General features: G+C 67.7%; 17 protein-coding genes. 6 read left to right on the top strand and 11 right to left on the bottom strand.

Features of this window, described 5'->3' with window-relative positions; translation table 11 throughout:
* Positions 1 to 16: 16 nt before the first annotated feature.
* The 3 genes from solA to DOS48_RS18535 all read right to left on the bottom strand — a co-directional run bounded on the left by solA (position 17) and on the right by DOS48_RS18535 (position 3,067).
* Positions 17 to 1,183, bottom strand: coding sequence for an N-methyl-L-tryptophan oxidase (solA, locus tag DOS48_RS18545; RefSeq protein ID WP_127117168.1), 1,167 nt, complete (start codon positions 1,181 to 1,183; stop codon positions 17 to 19).
* Between the two features lie 116 nt (positions 1,184 to 1,299).
* Positions 1,300 to 2,460, bottom strand: a complete 1,161-nt coding sequence (locus DOS48_RS18540; RefSeq protein ID WP_244629364.1) for a PQQ-binding-like beta-propeller repeat protein — start codon at positions 2,458 to 2,460, stop codon at positions 1,300 to 1,302.
* Positions 2,461 to 2,764: 304 nt separating this feature from the next.
* Entirely contained in the window at positions 2,765 to 3,067 is a 303-nt protein-coding gene (locus DOS48_RS18535) for a hypothetical protein (RefSeq protein ID WP_127117167.1), read from the bottom strand.
* A gap of 250 nt (positions 3,068 to 3,317) precedes the next feature.
* Between DOS48_RS18535 and thiE the strand changes: the two genes are divergently transcribed.
* From thiE to thiD, 3 genes are read left to right on the top strand one after another with little or no spacing between them, the layout of a single operon-like run.
* Positions 3,318 to 3,956, top strand: a complete 639-nt coding sequence (gene thiE, locus DOS48_RS18530; protein ID WP_193310385.1) for a thiamine phosphate synthase — start codon at positions 3,318 to 3,320, stop codon at positions 3,954 to 3,956.
* A complete protein-coding gene (gene thiM, locus DOS48_RS18525; RefSeq protein WP_127117165.1) occupies positions 3,953 to 4,816 on the top strand; it encodes a hydroxyethylthiazole kinase in 864 nt (287 codons plus the stop codon). Before thiE ends, thiM begins: the two co-directional genes overlap by 4 nt.
* A 52-nt stretch (positions 4,817 to 4,868) precedes the next feature.
* On the top strand, positions 4,869 to 5,693 hold the full coding sequence (thiD, locus tag DOS48_RS18520; RefSeq protein WP_127117164.1) for a bifunctional hydroxymethylpyrimidine kinase/phosphomethylpyrimidine kinase: 825 nt from the start codon (positions 4,869 to 4,871) through the stop codon (positions 5,691 to 5,693).
* Between the two features lie 74 nt (positions 5,694 to 5,767).
* Here thiD and DOS48_RS18515 read toward each other — a convergent pair whose 3' ends face one another.
* A complete protein-coding gene (locus tag DOS48_RS18515) occupies positions 5,768 to 6,367 on the bottom strand; it encodes a type IV pilin (RefSeq protein WP_127117163.1) in 600 nt (199 codons plus the stop codon).
* A gap of 296 nt (positions 6,368 to 6,663) precedes the next feature.
* On the opposite strand from DOS48_RS18515, the gene DOS48_RS18510 reads away from it, so the two are divergent.
* A complete protein-coding gene (locus DOS48_RS18510) occupies positions 6,664 to 7,677 on the top strand; it encodes a HAMP domain-containing sensor histidine kinase (RefSeq protein ID WP_127117162.1) in 1,014 nt (337 codons plus the stop codon).
* 50 nt (positions 7,678 to 7,727) lie between these two features.
* Here the strand turns inward: DOS48_RS18510 and DOS48_RS18505 are convergent, their stop codons facing one another.
* The 3 genes from DOS48_RS18505 to DOS48_RS18495 form a co-directional block, all read right to left on the bottom strand.
* Positions 7,728 to 8,585 carry a VOC family protein gene (locus DOS48_RS18505; RefSeq protein ID WP_127117161.1) on the bottom strand — a complete coding sequence of 286 codons (858 nt, stop codon included), beginning with the start codon at positions 8,583 to 8,585 and terminating at the stop codon, positions 7,728 to 7,730.
* Between the two features lie 77 nt (positions 8,586 to 8,662).
* Entirely contained in the window at positions 8,663 to 9,484 is an 822-nt protein-coding gene (locus DOS48_RS18500) for a hypothetical protein (RefSeq protein ID WP_127117160.1), read from the bottom strand.
* Positions 9,481 to 10,821, bottom strand: coding sequence for a hypothetical protein (locus tag DOS48_RS18495; RefSeq protein WP_127117159.1), 1,341 nt, complete (start codon positions 10,819 to 10,821; stop codon positions 9,481 to 9,483). The genes DOS48_RS18500 and DOS48_RS18495 overlap by 4 nt, the downstream gene beginning before the upstream one ends.
* Positions 10,822 to 11,154: 333 nt before the next feature.
* Here DOS48_RS18495 and ppk2 point away from each other — a divergent pair, with 333 nt between their 5' ends.
* Positions 11,155 to 12,057 (top strand): polyphosphate kinase 2, encoded by a 903-nt coding sequence (ppk2, locus tag DOS48_RS18490; RefSeq protein WP_226929173.1) that lies wholly within the window; start codon positions 11,155 to 11,157, stop codon positions 12,055 to 12,057.
* 116 nt (positions 12,058 to 12,173) lie between these two features.
* Positions 12,174 to 12,413, top strand: a complete 240-nt coding sequence (locus tag DOS48_RS18485) for a HalOD1 output domain-containing protein (RefSeq protein ID WP_127117157.1) — start codon at positions 12,174 to 12,176, stop codon at positions 12,411 to 12,413.
* 172 nt (positions 12,414 to 12,585) lie between these two features.
* Here the strand turns inward: DOS48_RS18485 and DOS48_RS18480 are convergent, their stop codons facing one another.
* The 4 genes from DOS48_RS18480 to DOS48_RS18465 form a co-directional block, all read right to left on the bottom strand.
* Positions 12,586 to 13,758, bottom strand: coding sequence for a tubulin/FtsZ family protein (locus DOS48_RS18480; protein WP_244629363.1), 1,173 nt, complete (start codon positions 13,756 to 13,758; stop codon positions 12,586 to 12,588).
* A gap of 144 nt (positions 13,759 to 13,902) precedes the next feature.
* Positions 13,903 to 14,454, bottom strand: coding sequence for a PH domain-containing protein (locus DOS48_RS18475; RefSeq protein ID WP_127117156.1), 552 nt, complete (start codon positions 14,452 to 14,454; stop codon positions 13,903 to 13,905).
* The gene (locus tag DOS48_RS18470; RefSeq protein WP_127117155.1) at positions 14,447 to 15,121 is read right to left on the bottom strand and encodes a PH domain-containing protein; all 675 of its coding nucleotides are present in this window, start codon (positions 15,119 to 15,121) and stop codon (positions 14,447 to 14,449) included. The genes DOS48_RS18475 and DOS48_RS18470 overlap by 8 nt, the downstream gene beginning before the upstream one ends.
* A 104-nt stretch (positions 15,122 to 15,225) precedes the next feature.
* Positions 15,226 to 16,041 carry a hypothetical protein gene (locus tag DOS48_RS18465; protein WP_244629362.1) on the bottom strand — a complete coding sequence of 272 codons (816 nt, stop codon included), beginning with the start codon at positions 16,039 to 16,041 and terminating at the stop codon, positions 15,226 to 15,228.
* Positions 16,042 to 16,158: the final 117 nt, after the last annotated feature.

Genomic DNA, 16,158 nt, shown 5'->3' with positions numbered 1-16,158 from the left:
GCGAGTTAAACCTTTGTCACGAGGTGTGGGTGGAGAACCGGTCGGCCGCGAACCGATCGATCGGATGGTCGGTCTCGCCGTCGATCGCTAAGTCGGCGAGGATCTCGCCGACGACGCTCGCGAACTTGAATCCGTGTCCGCTGAACCCGCAGGCGACGACGACGTTGTCGTGTGAGGGGTGGTGGTCGACGATGAACTCCTTATCGGGCGTGTTCGTGTAGAGGCAGGTCGACAGCGACAACGGCGGCCCGTTCGCCGTCGGTAGCCCGTCTGCCAGCCACTCTCGGAGGGCGGCTTCGTCATCGCTCCGGGGCTCGCGTGCCATCTCGTCCGGGGCTGCGTCCTCTCCGAAGTGATAGTGTTTGCCGACCTTCACGCCCGGTATGTGGAACTGCGGGAAGCCGTAGTAGAGGTCGTCCGCGTCGCGTTCGATGATGTAGACCGGCATCGACTCGGGATGGAAGTTCGCGGGCTCGGCGGGCTGGAACCAGCCGAGAACCTGCCGCTGTGGCTGCAGTACGGCGGCGAGTTCGGGCAGCACGTTCGGCGCCCACGCCCCGGCGGCGACGACGAGTTTTTCGGCCGTGTAGGTGTCTCGGTCCGTGACGACGCGCACCGACTCGTCGGTTGCTTCCCACTCGGTCACCCGCTCGCGAGCGCGGATCGTCCCGCCCTCGCGATGGGTCGCGTTGACTTGCGCGACGATACACTGCTCTGACCACAGGAAGCCGCCCTCAGGCTGGTAGATGCCAACGAACTCGTCCGGAAGGTCGAACCCCGAGAATCGCTCGTTGATCTGGGCCGCAGCCAACCGCTCGTAGTCGATGTCGTGGCGCCGGCACGCCGCTTCGGCACCGGTGACGGTCTCCGAGTCGGGCCGACCGAGGGCGAGCGACCCGTGCGTGTGGAGCAACGCTCGGTCGTGTTGGGCGTCGAGGTCGTCCCAGAGTTCGTACGCCCGGTCGAGCAGCGGGACGTAGTCGGGATGCTCGTGGTACGCTTTTCGGATGATTCGGGTGACGCCGTGCGACGACCCCATCGCGTGCGGGATGTCGTATCGTTCGAGTCCGAGGACGTCAACCCCTCGCGCGGCGAGGTGATGGGTTGCGGCGCTTCCCATGCCGCCAACGCCGACGACGACGGCGTCGTAATCGAACTCGTCTCCTGTGTCCCGTTTACTCATGATACTGGATCCGAGGACGGTCGCTTGAAATCTGCGGTACGGGCGATCCATCTCGTAACGGCGATTGGGTGTGAGACACGGACGCTCCGCGGAGCAGCGTTCTCCGAACGGTACGATCACTCGGCGGTTAGCGCGTGGATAGCCCCGTCGGCAGTGCCAGCGTAGACGGTCCCGTCGACGACCACCACGGACGACACCCAGCTACTCGCGTTAAACCGCCAGTGTTCGGTGCCGTCGCTCGTGGCCAGCGCGTATACCGTGCCGCCGTTCCCACCGACGTAGACCGCATCGTCGGTCACCGCGGGCGAGGACCCGACGCTATCAGCTACCTCGACGGACCACCGTTCGGTACCCGCGTCCGCAGTAAGGGCGTACACGGTGTTGTGACCGCCGACGTAGACAGTCTCGTCCAGTACCGCTGGCGGTCCTATCCAGACCGTTTCCATGGGGTCTTCCGGTTCGAACGACCACCGTTCGGTCCCGTCGGCAGCGTTCAGTGCCCAGGTTCTTTTGCCGTGTTTGAGGTAGACGGTGCCGTCGGTCACCGCCGGGGTCGCGCTGTCCAGATAGCTGAACTCGTGGGTCCACTGTTCAGCGCCGTCAGCGGCGTCGAGCGCATAGGCGCTTTTCCCACCAATATAAACGGTGCCGTCGACGACCGCCGGCGACGCGTACGCGTTGAACCCCATCTCGAACGACCACCGCTCGGTGCCGTCGGTGGCGTCCAGCGCGTAGAGCTGCCCCTCGCCGTCCCCGACGCCCCCGACGTAGACGGTGCCGTCGACTACTGCCGGAGCCGGAGCCACCTGTTTGCCGGTCTCGAAGCGCCAGCGTTCGGTCCCGTCGCTGGCAGCCAGCGCACAGATCGTTCCGCCGCCACAGCCGACGTACACGGTGTCGTCGACGACCGCCGGTGGCCACCCGATCTGCCCGTCGGCCTCGACGGACCACCGTTCAGAATCACCACTTGCAGCGAGAGCGGAGACTACCCCGTCGTTGCTCCCGGCGTAAACGGTGTCATCGAAGACCGCAAGCGAATACCCGATTCCACTCTGCGTTTGGACGACCCACTGTTCGGTGACTGAGTCGGTTGGCCCGGTTGTGCCCAGCGGTCCCCCCGTCCGGGCGGGATTGTATCGGAACATCGGGACGCCGGAGGGAGCCGATCTCTCAGTTCCCATCCCTCCGTTGCCGGGGCGTGAACATCCAGCGAGACTGGCTGCTCCGACCCCGCCGGCCATCCGGAGGTATCCGCGTCGTGATACGGGGACGTTCACGGATGTAATTTATAAGTATTATAAATAAAACCGGTGAAAAATGGGCGGTCGGAGACTCGCGGTTGTGTCCCGCGCCGGTATCAGCGAATCTCGTTGCAGTGTCGGAGTCCCAGCAGTCGACACGCACGCGCAGTTCAGCGACCGATTCGAGATGGAGATGGAGAAACGCACGCCTCGCGTTGACCGCAGCCGCTATCGTCAGGACGCCGTTCCTGTCGCTATGTAAGTATTCAACGGCGCACGCGACCCGTATTCCGGGGGCGGCCTCGCTTTCGTCCCCCTCGCGGTCACGCCGGGGAGGCCGTCACCGAGAGGGCATCGCTGTCGTGACGCCCCCGTCCGCGTCCGACCGCGAACGCGACTCGCCTCGGTGAGTCACCTCGTCGAGCCGAACGAGTCGCCAGCCGTCGCCGCGGCACCGGATCGGCTCCAAAACGGCGCAGACGGCGTCGCCGCGTCGTAGCCCCGCCAACCGCTCGCGAACCGCCGCAGTCGTGTCGATGGCGTGGTACGTCCGGCCGTCGACCCCGTACAGCAGCACGGACCTGCCGCGGCGCGGTTCCCCCGAGACTGTACACCGCCGCCGGACGCTGCCAGTGGTCTCCATCGGCTGGGGACACGACGAGAACGGTCATAAAACGAACTATGAGCCCGATATGCGGCCACGGAGCGCTATTGACCGTTACCGAGGGCTCTGTGCGATGTCGGCTTCGGGCAGCGCCCCCTCTGGAACGATCCCTCGAAGCGGTCGGTCCGTGTAACCCGTCCTGACGAGAGCCGCACTCCGCCCTTCACCTGGATATTCGATACTAATATTACTTAGTGGTACACACCACTGAGTACGCGTGAACCGACCACTGTCGACGTATCTGGTGACGCAGGGGGATCGAAGCCGCGGCCGAGAGACCGCCGCCGTCGTCCGCGCGGCCATCGCCGGCGGCGTCGACGCCGTGCAACTGCGCGAGAAACACGCGAGCGCGCACGACCGCTACGAGCTGGGCCGGGAGCTTCGGTCGATGACGAGCGAGGCCGGCGTCCCCCTCCTCGTCAACGACCGGGTCGACCTCGCCGTCGCGCTCGACGCCGACGGCGTCCACCTCGGCGACGACGACCTCCCGGTCGCGACCGCCCGCGAGCAGCTCGGCGCGGACGCGATCATCGGGCGGTCGGTGTCGAGCCCGGCGGCCGCACGGCGAGCCGAGGCCGCCGGCGCCGACTACCTCGGCGTCGGCGCCGTGTTCGACACGCAGACGAAGGACACGCGCGAGAAGGAGTCGGAGATCGGCGTCGAGACCGTCGCGGCCGTCGCAGACGCGGTGTCCGTTCCGATCGTCGGCATCGGGGGGATCACGACCGAAAACGCCGCGCGCGTCGCCGCGGCCGGCGCCGACGGCGTCGCGGTCGTGACGGCGATCACCGAGGCCGACGACCCCGCGGCGGCGACCCGGTCGCTGCGCGACGCCGTCGAGGCGGGACACGAGGTGACCGCGCGATGACCGGCGACGAGCCGCTCGCGGCGGGCGGTTCGGCCCCGGTCGACCCGGCTGGACTCGACCTCGCGGAGGCGCGCGCGACGGTCCGGGAGGCGACGCCGCTGGTGAACGCGCTCACCAACGCGGTGACCGTCAACGACGTGGCGAACGCGACCCTCCACTGGGGAGGGCTGCCGGTGATGTCGGACGACGACCGCGAGGTGGCGAGCATGGTGGCCGGCGCGCAGGGGCTGCTGCTTAACATGGGAACGGTGAGCGAGGCGAGCGAGGCGGCGATGATGACGGCCGGCGACGCGGCGGCCGAGCACGGCGTCCCCGTCGTCGTCGACCCCGTCGGTGCCGGGGCGACGCCGACGCGCGACCGCGTCGCGGAGCGACTCGTGACGGAGCTCTCGCCGGCGGTCGTCAGCGGCAACTACGGTGAGATCGCCGCGATCGCGGGCGAGGACGCCGAAGTCCGCGGTGTCGAGTCGGTCGGCGACCACGCCGACATCGCGGAGACGGCCGTGGCCTGCGCCCGTGAGACCGGCGCGGTCGTCGTCGCCAGCGGCGAGACCGACGTGGTCGCCACCGGCGGTCGCGCGTTCGAGGTCCGGTCGGGCGACCCGATGATGGGGCGCGTCGTCGGCACCGGCTGTCTGCTGGGCGTCACGCTCGCGACGTTCGCGGCCGCGATCGACGACCCGCTGGAGGCGTCGCTCGCGGGCACGCTCGCGTTCGGGCTCGCCGGCGAGGCGGCCGCGGCCGAAGCGTTCGGAGCGTACCACGGCCCCTCGAGCTACCTGACGACGTTCCTCGACGCCATCGCCGGTCACGAGCCGACGACCGACCCCGCCGACCGGACCCGGGAGGTGATCGCGTGACCGGCGTCGTCGGCACCGGCGGCACCGGCGGCGTCGACGGAGGGGCGTTCCGATGACGAGCGCCGACCCCGGCCCGCGGGCGGTCCCGTACGCGCTGACGATCGCCGCGAGCGACTCCGGCGGCGGGGCCGGTATCCAGGCCGACCTCAAGACGATGACCCGGCTCGGCGTGTACGGCGGCTCTGTCGTCGTCGCGACGACCGCACAGAACACGACGGGCGTTCGCTCGACGCACCTCCTGCCGACCGAGGAGGTGCGGGCGCAGTACGAGGCGGTCGTCGACGACGTGGACGTGGGGGCGATAAAGACGGGGATGCTCGCGACGGCGGCGGGCGTCCGGACCGTTCGCGACTGCCTTCGCTCGTTCGACGGCCCGGTCGTCGTCGACCCGGTGATGGTCGCCACGAGCGGCGACCGGCTCCTCGAGGCCGACGCGGTCGACGCCTACCGCGACCTGTTCGCCGAGGCGACGCTCGTGACGCCGAACGCCGACGAGACGGCCGAACTCGTCGGCGAGCGTCCCGACTCGGTCGCCGCGCGCGACCGCGCCGCCGGCCGGTTCTTCGACTGGGGCGCGGACGCGGTGTTATTTAAAGGCGGCCACGTCGACGACGGCTCCGGGACCGTCACCGACGTGCTCGCCGTCGACGGCGGCGAGCCGGAGTCGTTCGCCGCCGAGCGGATCGACACCGAGGCGACGCACGGGTCGGGCTGTACGCTTTCGAGCGCGATCGCCGCGGAACTCGCGCGGGGCGCGTCGCTGTCGGCGGCGGTAGCGCGAGGGATCGAGTTCGTTCGGGCCGGCCTTCGAGCGTCCGCGCTCGTCGGCGAACGCGGGAGCGTCAACCATCTCGCCTGGCATCCCGAAGCCGAGTAGCCGTCGAGTCGCGCGTCGCTACCCGTCACACGGCGGCTGCGCGCGTGAGAAGTCGCCGGAGGGTGGGGCGGGGGTCAGGCGAACGTCAGCGTCTCGTCCGTGATCGCGATACTCCCCTGGTTGCCGTTGTAGATCCCGTAGTTGCCAGAGATCTCGATCTGCTCTCGGTAGAGGAGCGAGCCCGACGGTTCGTGTACCATCCGGAGTTGGATCTGGTCCGTCTCGGGGAAGTTGCCCGGGTCGCCGGCCAGCCGACACGCGACGTTGACGTCCCCACAGGAGAGGTCCTCCGGGATCGTGTCCCCGTCCTGGTTGTTGTGGACGAGGGTCAACTCGACGGTCTCCCCCGGGCTGAGCGATCGGTTGAGCGTGCCGGTGACTCGCTGATCGCCGTGATCTAAGTACACCACGATCTCGTCGGCCCGCGCCGTGTCCCCGGCGATGTTCGTGAGCGTGATGTCCCACCGGAACTCCTTGTACTGCGGCTTCGCGGCGGGCGCTTCTTCGAAGGACAGTTCGAGCCCGGCGAACGCGGGTCGGTCCTTGATGTCTGCGGTGAATCCGAACGCGGCCACGCCGATGATGGAAGCCAGGATGACGGTGATCGCGACGAGCAGGATGACCCCGACGACCGACGTGGCGGCGCGATTGTCGAGTTCTCCCACTTTCTTCATCTATATTACATTAGCCGGCGATGAGATAACGATTGTGTTTAAAATCCGACGTGTGCGCTCGACCGACTTCGCCCGTGGAGTCGAACTCGCCGAATCGTCCGTCGGGGCTCGACCGCTCGTCGAACGTGTACGGTACGGTACGGAATCTGACAACGAGTTCGCCGAGAGCGCCGCGATACGGCGAGGCGCTCACGCTCCGGGGCCGCCGGCGCGCTCACGGAGCCGTCCGATGAGTTATTAAAAATCAGACAATAATATAAAATATTTTACTATTCGGCCCGCGTGGTACGTGTCGTATGTCATCTGATTCTCCAACTACCCTAGAGCCCGAATTCTTCGCGAAGATGGTCGAGTCCGTCGGTGTGGGCGTCGGTATCTACGGCGAAGACGGGCGATACACCTACGTCAACCAGTCGTACGCCGACCTGTTCGGCGTCACGCCGTCGGCGCTGATCGGACGACCGCTGTGGGAGGTCGTTCCGGCGATCGAAGCGGCCGATTTCGACGAGTACTGGGAGTCGTTCGAGGACGGTGACACGCGGGAGGCGGAGACGAGACACACCCACAACGGGCACACCGTTCCCGTCGCGACCGTCACGACGCAGCGCTCGATCGGCGGCACGTCGTACCACTTCGGGACGATCAAAGATATCTCGGTCCGGAAAGCCCGAGAACAGGAGATCGAGCGCCAGAACGAACGGCTCGAGAACTTCGCGAGCATCGTCTCGCACGACCTCCGGAACCCGTTGAACGTCGCGCAAGGGTACATCGAGATGCTCCAAGAGGACGTCAGTCGGGACGAGCTACGGCTCGTCGACAACGCGCTCGACCGGATGGGGGTACTGATAACCGAGCTGCTGGAACTCGCACAGAGCGACCGCGAGATCGGCGAGGTGACCTCGGTCGCGTTGACGGCGATCGCGGAGGACGCTTGGCGCAACGTGAGTACCCCGGAGGCGGAACTCGACATCCCCTTCGGGGATCGGCGCGTGATGGCCGACGAGTCGCGTCTCCAGCAGCTCTTCGAGAACCTGTTCCGGAACGCGGTCGAACACGGGGGCTCGGACGTCCGCGTGACCGTCGCGGCGACCGACGACGGGTTCTCCGTGGCCGACGACGGACCGGGAATCCCGCGCGGCAAGCGCGACCGCGTCTTCGAGACCGGGTACACGACCGAGGGGACGGGCACCGGGTTCGGGCTGAGCATCGTCCAACAGATCGTCGCCGGACACAACTGGGAGGTACGGATTGGGGAGAGCGCCGACGGCGGAGCGCGGTTCGAGATAGCGGGCGTCGAATTCGACGAGTAGCGGCCTCTGATCGCCGTACGTGTCTACTCGGAAACCCGATCGCGAGGCGGCTAAGCGCGTCGCGTCCGCGCGTCGACGAGTCCGAGGTACGGGCGACCGACCGGATGGTGCACGGACAGCCACTCGACCGCTCGCCCGGCGAGCGACCCGGCGGCGTCGGTATCAACCTCGGGGCGTCGAGACGCGTCGTCTCCGTCGACGCCGAGGAGATACGCGACGGGGCGCGGCCCGAAGGCGGCGAGCCTGTCGGCGAGCCAGCCGCCGTCGTCGGGCGCTGCCAGCACGACCGGCGCGTCGGGAAAAGACGCGGTGGTCGCCGCGAGCCGGTCGCTCGAACCGAGCGTCGGACGGCCCGCGTCGAACGCGGTTTCGAACCGCCTCGCCGCAGCGTCGAGGTCGGGAACCCCCAACACGACCGTGTCGACCCCGACGATCGGCGACGACGCCAGGTCGCCGGTCGGTCGAACGCGGCAGTCGCGGGGCGTTCGGTCGCTGATGAGAAACGGGAGGGTCGAGCCCGCGTCCCCCTCCCCGAGGAACGTCAGGTCCCACTCGACGAGCGTGTCGTCGGCGCGGGTGCGCTCGTGCGTCGAGGGCCCGTCGACCGGCACACCGCGGCCGCGCAGGTCGGCGCTGACGGCCTCGATGTCGTCGACCTCGACCGCCCACGCGCACGGACCGCCGTCCTCGCGAATCGGACCGTTCCACCACGGCGACTCGGCCTCCGGCGCTATCGTCGAGATAAGTTCGACGTAACTCCCGTCTCGAAATCCTACGATCGCCATGTGGGTGACGCCGTTCGAGTGGCGACCGCCGTACTCGACCGGGAGGCCGACGTCGCCGAACGCGTCGGCGAGCCGGTCGAGGTCTCGACCCGCGACCGTCACGTGGTCGATGCGGAGATCCATACCCAGAGGCCGGAAGCGACCGTGAAATACGTACCGCCGGTGATGCCGTCCCCTCGATGCCGTCGCACGCCACGGCCCTACCCGGTCGTCCCGCCGGCCGCGTCCGCGCTCCGCTTCAGGCGGATGATCAGGCTGATCAGGAACGAGCCGATCATGACCAAGAGCACGTTGACCGCCCCGTCGACGGCGGCTTGCGGGGCGACGAGGACGACGGCGCTCTCGACGAGCGTCACCGCGCCGACGCAGAGCAGCACGGCGGTCGTGTACGTGACGGTGACGTCGATCACCGTGCCGTGGGTGAGCCGACGAGCGCGGATCGCCTGCCCGAACGAGACGCCGTAGACGGTGAACGCGGCGGCCGCGAGCCCGAGGATCGCTTGCGCGACGCCGGGCGGCCCGACGACGACGACGATCGGAAACTGGACCACCGCGAGCAGCATAAACGCCGTCTCGATCCGACGGGCGGTCGAAAGCGAGATCCGGTCGCCCTCGTCGGAGGTCGACGGCTGCGCGTAGTACAGCTCGCGGAGCGACAGCGCGAAGAACACGACGAAGAACAGCTGTGCGAGCAGCCTGAACGCCCGGAGGAGGGGGGGAGCGCTCGCCGCGACCAACCCGGCGATAAGCAGCGCCGCGTAGACGCCGCCGACCGTCGTCGACAGCGCGAGATACCGCCACACGAGGGTGTCGTGTGCCTCGTGTCGCGCGTTCGCGAGGGCGTACCACGTCGTCCCGAGACAGGCGACGAACACGAGCACGGCCGCGACGAACCGCGTGACTCCGGCCGTGGCGCTACCGGGCGTCGCCGCGGCGAGTCCCGCGAGGGCGACGTTCGCGCTTTTAAACACGGCGACCTCGGCGACGGCGGCTCCCGCGTCCGCGAACGCGGTCCCGGTCATGCGTCACCCGCCGCTTCGAGGTCTCGTTTCAGCGCCGCGGCGGAGACGTACCGCTCCATCTTGGCCGTTCTGAGGCACTTCGCGAGCGTCGTCGACAGCGCGTCGGGCACGTCGGGAGCGACCGCCGACGCGGAGCGGATCTCCCCGTTCTCGCGGGCCGGCGGGCGTCCGGTCAACAGCTCGTAGCCGACGGCGCCGACGCCGTAGATGTCACTCGCGGTGTCGACGCCGCCGAACCGGTCGGGCGAGAGGTGCTCCGGCGCGGCGTACCGGCGCGGCACGGGGGCGTGAGCGTTCGCCGACCCGAACAGGTCGTCGATCTGCCAGTCGTCGACGCGGGGGTACGCCCACGCGTCGGCGTCCTCGACGGTCTCCACGACGGCGACGGCGCCCGGATGGAGCCCGCCGTGTAGCACGCCGGTGGCGTGTGCGTACGTGAGCGCGTCGGCGAGCCGACACAGTATCCACCGGGCTTCCGGCGCCGAGAGCGGCGCCTTCCGGTCTGCGAGCGACCCGGTGACGCTCCGCTCGGTGACGAGCCACGGCGTCGGTCGGGTGCCGTAGTCGACGACGGTGGTGACGGCGTCGTGGTCGTCGATCTGGCGCCAGCGGTTCACGGCGCGGACGAACGCGTCGTGGTCGACGCCGGCGATCGCCTGCGACCGACGCCTGAGCCCGGTGAAATCGCGGCCGTCGACGGAAAACTGGACCACCGCGTCCAGCCGCCCACCGGACTGCGTGTCGGACGTGATCGGCTCGTACGCGGTCAGCGGTCGGTCGAGCCGCGGCAGCTTCGCCGGCGGGTTTTCGGGCGGGCGACCGGTCGGAATCTCGGGCGTCGGGTCGGGCTCCGTGTCGCCTTCGGGCTCCGTGTCGGGCTCCGGTTCGGCGTCGGTCTCGACCGCTTCGGCGCCCGTCCCCGGGTCATCGCCCTCGTCGGTGATGACCGTCCCGTCGGACCCGTACTCCGGCGGCCGGTAGCCGGCGACGATGTTGGTTCCGACGAGCCGGGTGATCGTCCGCTCTTTGACCGCGCCGTTCACCACTTCCGCGACCGCCTCGGGGTTGTATTCGGCGACGACCGAGAGCGTCCGGAGGGCGACCGGCCGCGCCTCGGCGTCGCGGAGCACCCGGCGGAACTGTCCCGTGCAGTGATCGGCGAGCGCCGGCGTCTCGACGATGACGAACCGGACCGCCCACGACGCGGCGCGCCGGATCTCGCGGTCCTCGTGGTCGAGTTGCGCGACGAGCCGAGCCGTCCGCGCGGCGTCGAACGACTCGGGAGTCGTGAGCGCTGGCGTGAGCAGTTCATCGGGCGTCGTGTTGGGCGGAGTCATGTGATCGAGGCGGTCGATGCGTTCCTGTGCGTTCTCTCACCAGAGCAGTGATATCATCCTTGCGCTGAACCGCCGCGACTCCGGCGTCGGGGCGAGGGTCGCGTCGGCGTCGCTCTTCGATCCGGCGGCCGCGCTCATCCCTGCGCTGTTCAGCGTCTGGCACAACGTGAGCGCCCCCGCGCTCGCAACCGACCGCGTAGCCGGCCCATTTATACGTCGCTCGCGCCGTCGGCCCTGAGCGCGTTCGACCGGTCGCGGCGCAGAGAGAGTTAAATACGAGTCACATTAATAAGGCTACATGAATATCGCGGCACCGGCCGGCGGAGACGGAACATGGCGGCTCCGATGACCGACCATCCGGTTCTTCCCGACGACGAGTCCGTGTTGACCACGGTCGACGAGGACAAGCTGTACAAAGGCAGCGGCAAGATCAAGAAGAAACACTACAACCGGGAGATCGAGCGACTCCAAGAGGAGCTCGTCAGACTCCAGATGTGGATCAAAGAGCAGGGGCTCCGGGCCGTCGTGCTCTTCGACGGGCGCGACGCGGCCGGCAAGGGCGGCACCATCCACCGGATCACCCGTCGGACGAGTTCGCGGGTCGTGAAGGTCGTCGCGCTCGGGAAGCCGACCGAACGCGAGCAGAGCCAGTGGTACTTCCAGCGCTACGTCGAGCACCTCCCGGCGGCCGGCGAGATGGTCCTGTTCGACCGGAGCTGGTACAACCGCGCAACCGTCGAGCGCGTGATGGGGTTCTGTACCGACGAGGAGTATCAGGAGTTCCTCCGGTCGGCCCCCGAGTTCGAGCGGATGCTCATGCGCTCTGGGATCATCCTCATCAAATACTGGTTTTCGATCAGCGACGAAGAGCAGGAACGGCGGTTCCAGAAGCGCAGCAACGACCCGAAGCGACGCTGGAAGCTCAGCCCCATGGACCTCGAAGCCAGGGAGCGGTGGGTCGAGTACTCGCGGGCGAAGGACGCGATGTTCACCCACACAGATACGAGCGACTCGCCGTGGTACGTGATCAACGCCGACGTGAAGAAACACGCCCGGCTCAACTGTATCAGCCACCTCCTCTCGCAGATCGAGTACGAGGACACCATGCCCGAGCCGACCGGGCTGCCGGACCGACAGCACGACCCGAACTACGAGCGCCCGGCGATAGACGGGCAAAACTGGGTGCCCGCGCTGTACGGGTCGAACCCCCCGGCGACCGACGTAGAGCGGTCCTGACCGCTTCGCCTCGTGTGCTCGTACTCCGCGTTCGATGTGATCCGGCCTTATAAACCGCCCCACCCGAAATATTAGTTGAAATACATTTATTAGCGCGTCCCACGTGGTAAACGTACATGACCCTTTCACAGAAGGTGCTGGAACGGGTTGCAGAACTTGAGGACGCGGCTCCACACGAACTCGAAGAGCCGCTGTTCGAGGCGGTCGACCCCGACGCGTTGGACCAGGTGTTCCGGACGCAGCCCAACGGCCCGCGAAGAGCCGAAGGCCGGGTCCGGTTCTCGTACCACGGGTACGAGGTCGTCGCCTACGCGGACGGCAGGGTGAGCGTCCAAGACCCGACTCGGATGAACTGAACCGCGACGCCGACTCGGCAAGGGCAGCGACCCGTCGCAGGCCCGTGCCGCGATCGACTCGCCGTGACTCCGCCGCGGGACGGACGCGAAACTCGGAGTGGACACGAAACTCGGAGTGGACACGAAACTCGGAGTGAACGCGAAACTCGCAGCCGGGACCGCACCAGGTTCCTCAAAACAGCGAGTCGAGCTCGCCGCCGGTGTCCATGAGGTCCGTGAAACGGCCCTCGCTTTCGCCCGTGATCTCCCCGCGGTTCTGCTGTGCCTCGATGGCGACCTGCTGGAGCTCTTTGATCCGCGGGACGTTCGTGACGCCCCCGAGCAACACGAGCGCCGCAACGGTCCCGTTCCCGCGGCGCGGGTAGTCGCCGCCGCGGACCTCCATCGAGCCGGTCTGCTCTTCGAGCCACTTTCGACCGTGCTCGATTCCTTTTCGGTTGAGGTACGCCGACGGGCCGGCGACGACGAGCAGCGCCCGCTCCGTTCCCTGTAGCTCCGTGGGCAGCGTGAGTCGGCCGAGCGTCGCCTTCCGGACCAGGCTGGTGATTCGATTCGTGGCATCCGTGCTGTCGATGCCGTCGTCCGCGGGTCCGCGGAGCCGCGACAACAACCCCGTTCGAGTCGGCTCGTCGACCGGCACCTCGGCGTAGCCGAGCGAGGAGATGCCACCGCCTTTGAGCGTGTTGATGATCTCCGAGGAGTCGACGACGCTCTCCGCGACATCGCTCCCCGCGGTCACCTCGCCCGCGCTGAACAGGACGCCGAATCGGGTGACGAGCTCCGCGTTGATCGCGTCGAACCCCTCTCCCACCGACTCCCCCGAACTCCGCCACGCGTCGTTGTCGAACAGCATGAGGTTGTCCACCTGATCGACGAACGTTTTGAGCGAGCGCGCGGCGTTCAGCGTGTAGATGCCCCCCTCGTCGCCTCCGGGGAGGATCCCTAACCCGTACACCGGCTCGGTGTAGATCCGCTTGAGGTGTTTGGCGACGACGGGGGCACCGCCCGAGCCCGTGCCCCCACCGAGCCCGGCGACGACGAGGAACGCGTCGATCTCGTGGACGGCCACCGAGTCGAGCGCGCTTTGGATCTCGTCGATGTCCTCTTCGGTCACCTCGGCCCCGAGCTCGTTGTCGGCGCCGACGCCGTGGCCTTTCACCCGCGACTGGCCGACGAGGATCTGCTGTGCCTGCGGAATGTGCTCGATCCCCCGGAGATCCGCCTTGGCCGTGTTGACGGCGACGGCCGCGCGGACGACGTCAGCGCCGGTCCGGGCGTCGTACGCCAGAAACTCGTCGACGATCTTTCCACCTGCTTGCCCGATCCCGATCATTGCGAGTTTCATGGAAACACACCACATACCCGTACGCGCGTCCGGGGCATAAAGGTTCGAAACCGAACACGAGCCGACCGGAGCCGGTACGCGCTCCCTCGATCGCTCGATAGCGCGGCCGCAACTGGACCCCGTCCGGAGACCGGTCGGAGGGGTTTAGGTTTCGGTCTCGCCGCCGGAGGCTACCGTCGCGCGGATCTCGCGCACTACCTCGAGGACGGACCGCCACTGGTCTCGCGACCCCGGAATCGCGCTCTCGTCGCGGCCCCTGTGTTCCGAGAGCGTCCGCTGGACGGTTTTCGGGTCGTCGACTCGCCGAAAGGTCAGGTCGCGTCCGCCCGCGACCTCCACGGACACGGTCCCGTAGCCGAATATCGAACCCGTGGGGGATTGCGAGAAGGCGGTGTTTTGGATCTTCTCGACGCGCACGCGACGGACGGTCCGCCCGAGGACGCCGCGTTTCGCCCACACCGCGTGCGTGGTCAGGAGATACTGCGTGCGCCGGACGCGGAGCACCCCCCAGCCGCCGATGCCGACTCCGAGGAGCACCCCGGCGAGCAGCCGGGCGTCGACGACGACGGCGCCACCGAGCGCGAGGACGCAGACGACGCTCCCGACCACCACGTCCGGGAGGGCGGCAGAGAGACGGGGACTGCCCTCCCAGACGACGCGCTCGCCGTCGGATTGAAACCACCAGCGGTCACTCATCGGATTCGGTGACATCCGCGTGCGACGTGTCGTCTGCGGGCGAGGCTGTCGACTCGGCTCGTGGGTCGTGGTCGTCTGCAGGCGGGGCGGTCGGCTCGGCCGGTGCGTCGTGGTCGTCGGCGACCGCCTGCCGGATGACGCGCAGCTCCGCGAGGATCGCATCGAGCACGTCCTCTTTCGTCGAGTCGGACTCGGGCTGCTGTCGGCTGTCGATCGCTCTGGAGATCAACTCCTGGATGGCGGCCGGGTCGGGGATGCTCCGGAACTGGAGCTCGATACCCGAGCCGCCGGCCGTGCTGACGTCGACGGAGCCGTATCCGAAGGTCGACCCGAGCGCCGACTGCGAGTACGAGATGTTCTGCACCTTGTCGAACCCGATCTGCTGGACGTCGCGCGAGAGCACGCCTCGCTTGCTGTAGAGGCCGCGGTTGGTGACGACGTAGTTCGTGTTGGTGTACTGGAGGTACGCCGCGACGACGATGGGGATGCCGACGAGGACGAGCGACAGCGGAACTCCGACTATCAGCGCCGGAACGACGCTGTACTTGTGCGGCGTGCTCGCCCACTGGATAGACTCGCCGTCTTCGAGCGTGAGCCACTCGAGATCCAGTTCCGCGGGCTCTGCCGTGTCGGGCGCCGGACTGTCTCGGAGGGCCGTATCGGACATGTGGTGATCCACCGAACCAGTCTACAAAATAATATGGATGCGAGGGGTGTCCAAACCGGAACGACCCCTGTCAGACGAGAAGGTGAGCCACGGCTGAAGCGCCCTCAGAGTTCGACCGTGGCGTCGGAGAGGTACGTCTCCTTCGCCCGTTTGGCTTCCGGGCCTTCCGGAACGAGTCCGGGCGACGGGGCTTCGGCGTCGAAGCGGTCCGGGTCCGGGTCGAGCGGCTCCAGAAGCTCGGCGAACGTCGTTCCCTCCCGGCCGGTGATGTGGACGAACCCGCCGTAGCGGCGCTGCTCGAAGGGGACCGCGTCGGGGTCCGGGAACGCGTCACGGATGCAGCCGACTTGCTCGCGGATGTACGCCGACGCCTCGTGTTGGGAGTACTGGCAGTCCGCGTAGTACTGCCCTTGGAGGTGGTCGTTGAGGCTCTCTTCGAGGTGCGCGGTCGACTCATACCGGACGGCGTCGGCGGATATTTCGCCGCTCAGAAAGCTGAGGTTCACGGTGAAGCAGTCGGGGTATCGCAGGATGACCAGAACGAAGATCTGTTCGTTGACGGTGTAACGCTCTTGAAGTCGATAGAAACACTCCAGATAGTACGCCGCGAGCGCGCCGACCCAGTCGTTGCGCTCGCCGTCGAGGTACGCGGTCGCGACGTCGTGGTAGTCTTCGCCGGCGATCTGTCGCAAGCGGTGGATGAAGCTCTGCTGCATCTCTTCGAGTTCGTCCTCGTACACCTCCGTCAGGGGCACGTCCGGGTCGTCGAGCAGCTCGCTTTTCCGTTGGCCCGCGTCTGCGATACGCGCCATGTTCTCGTGGAGCGACCGCTCTGCGTCCACATCCGGAAGCGGGAGGCGAACCGCCTGCCCCCGTAATATCTCCATCCCGGAGTCCATCCGTTCACTCCATTCAGACATACTACATTACTCGGTGTCATGACTATTGAAATCGCCGGTAAAGCTGACGACGCTGCCAGCGCAGATTTATATGATGTATGTGACCACTACGCGTTCGACGGCTCCGAGCCAGGCCCC

This window comes from Halorubrum sp. PV6 (assembly GCF_003990725.2).
GTDB lineage: Archaea > Halobacteriota > Halobacteria > Halobacteriales > Haloferacaceae > Halorubrum.
Note: the sequence above shows the minus strand (reverse complement) of the source record. Positions and strands in the feature narration are given on the sequence as shown.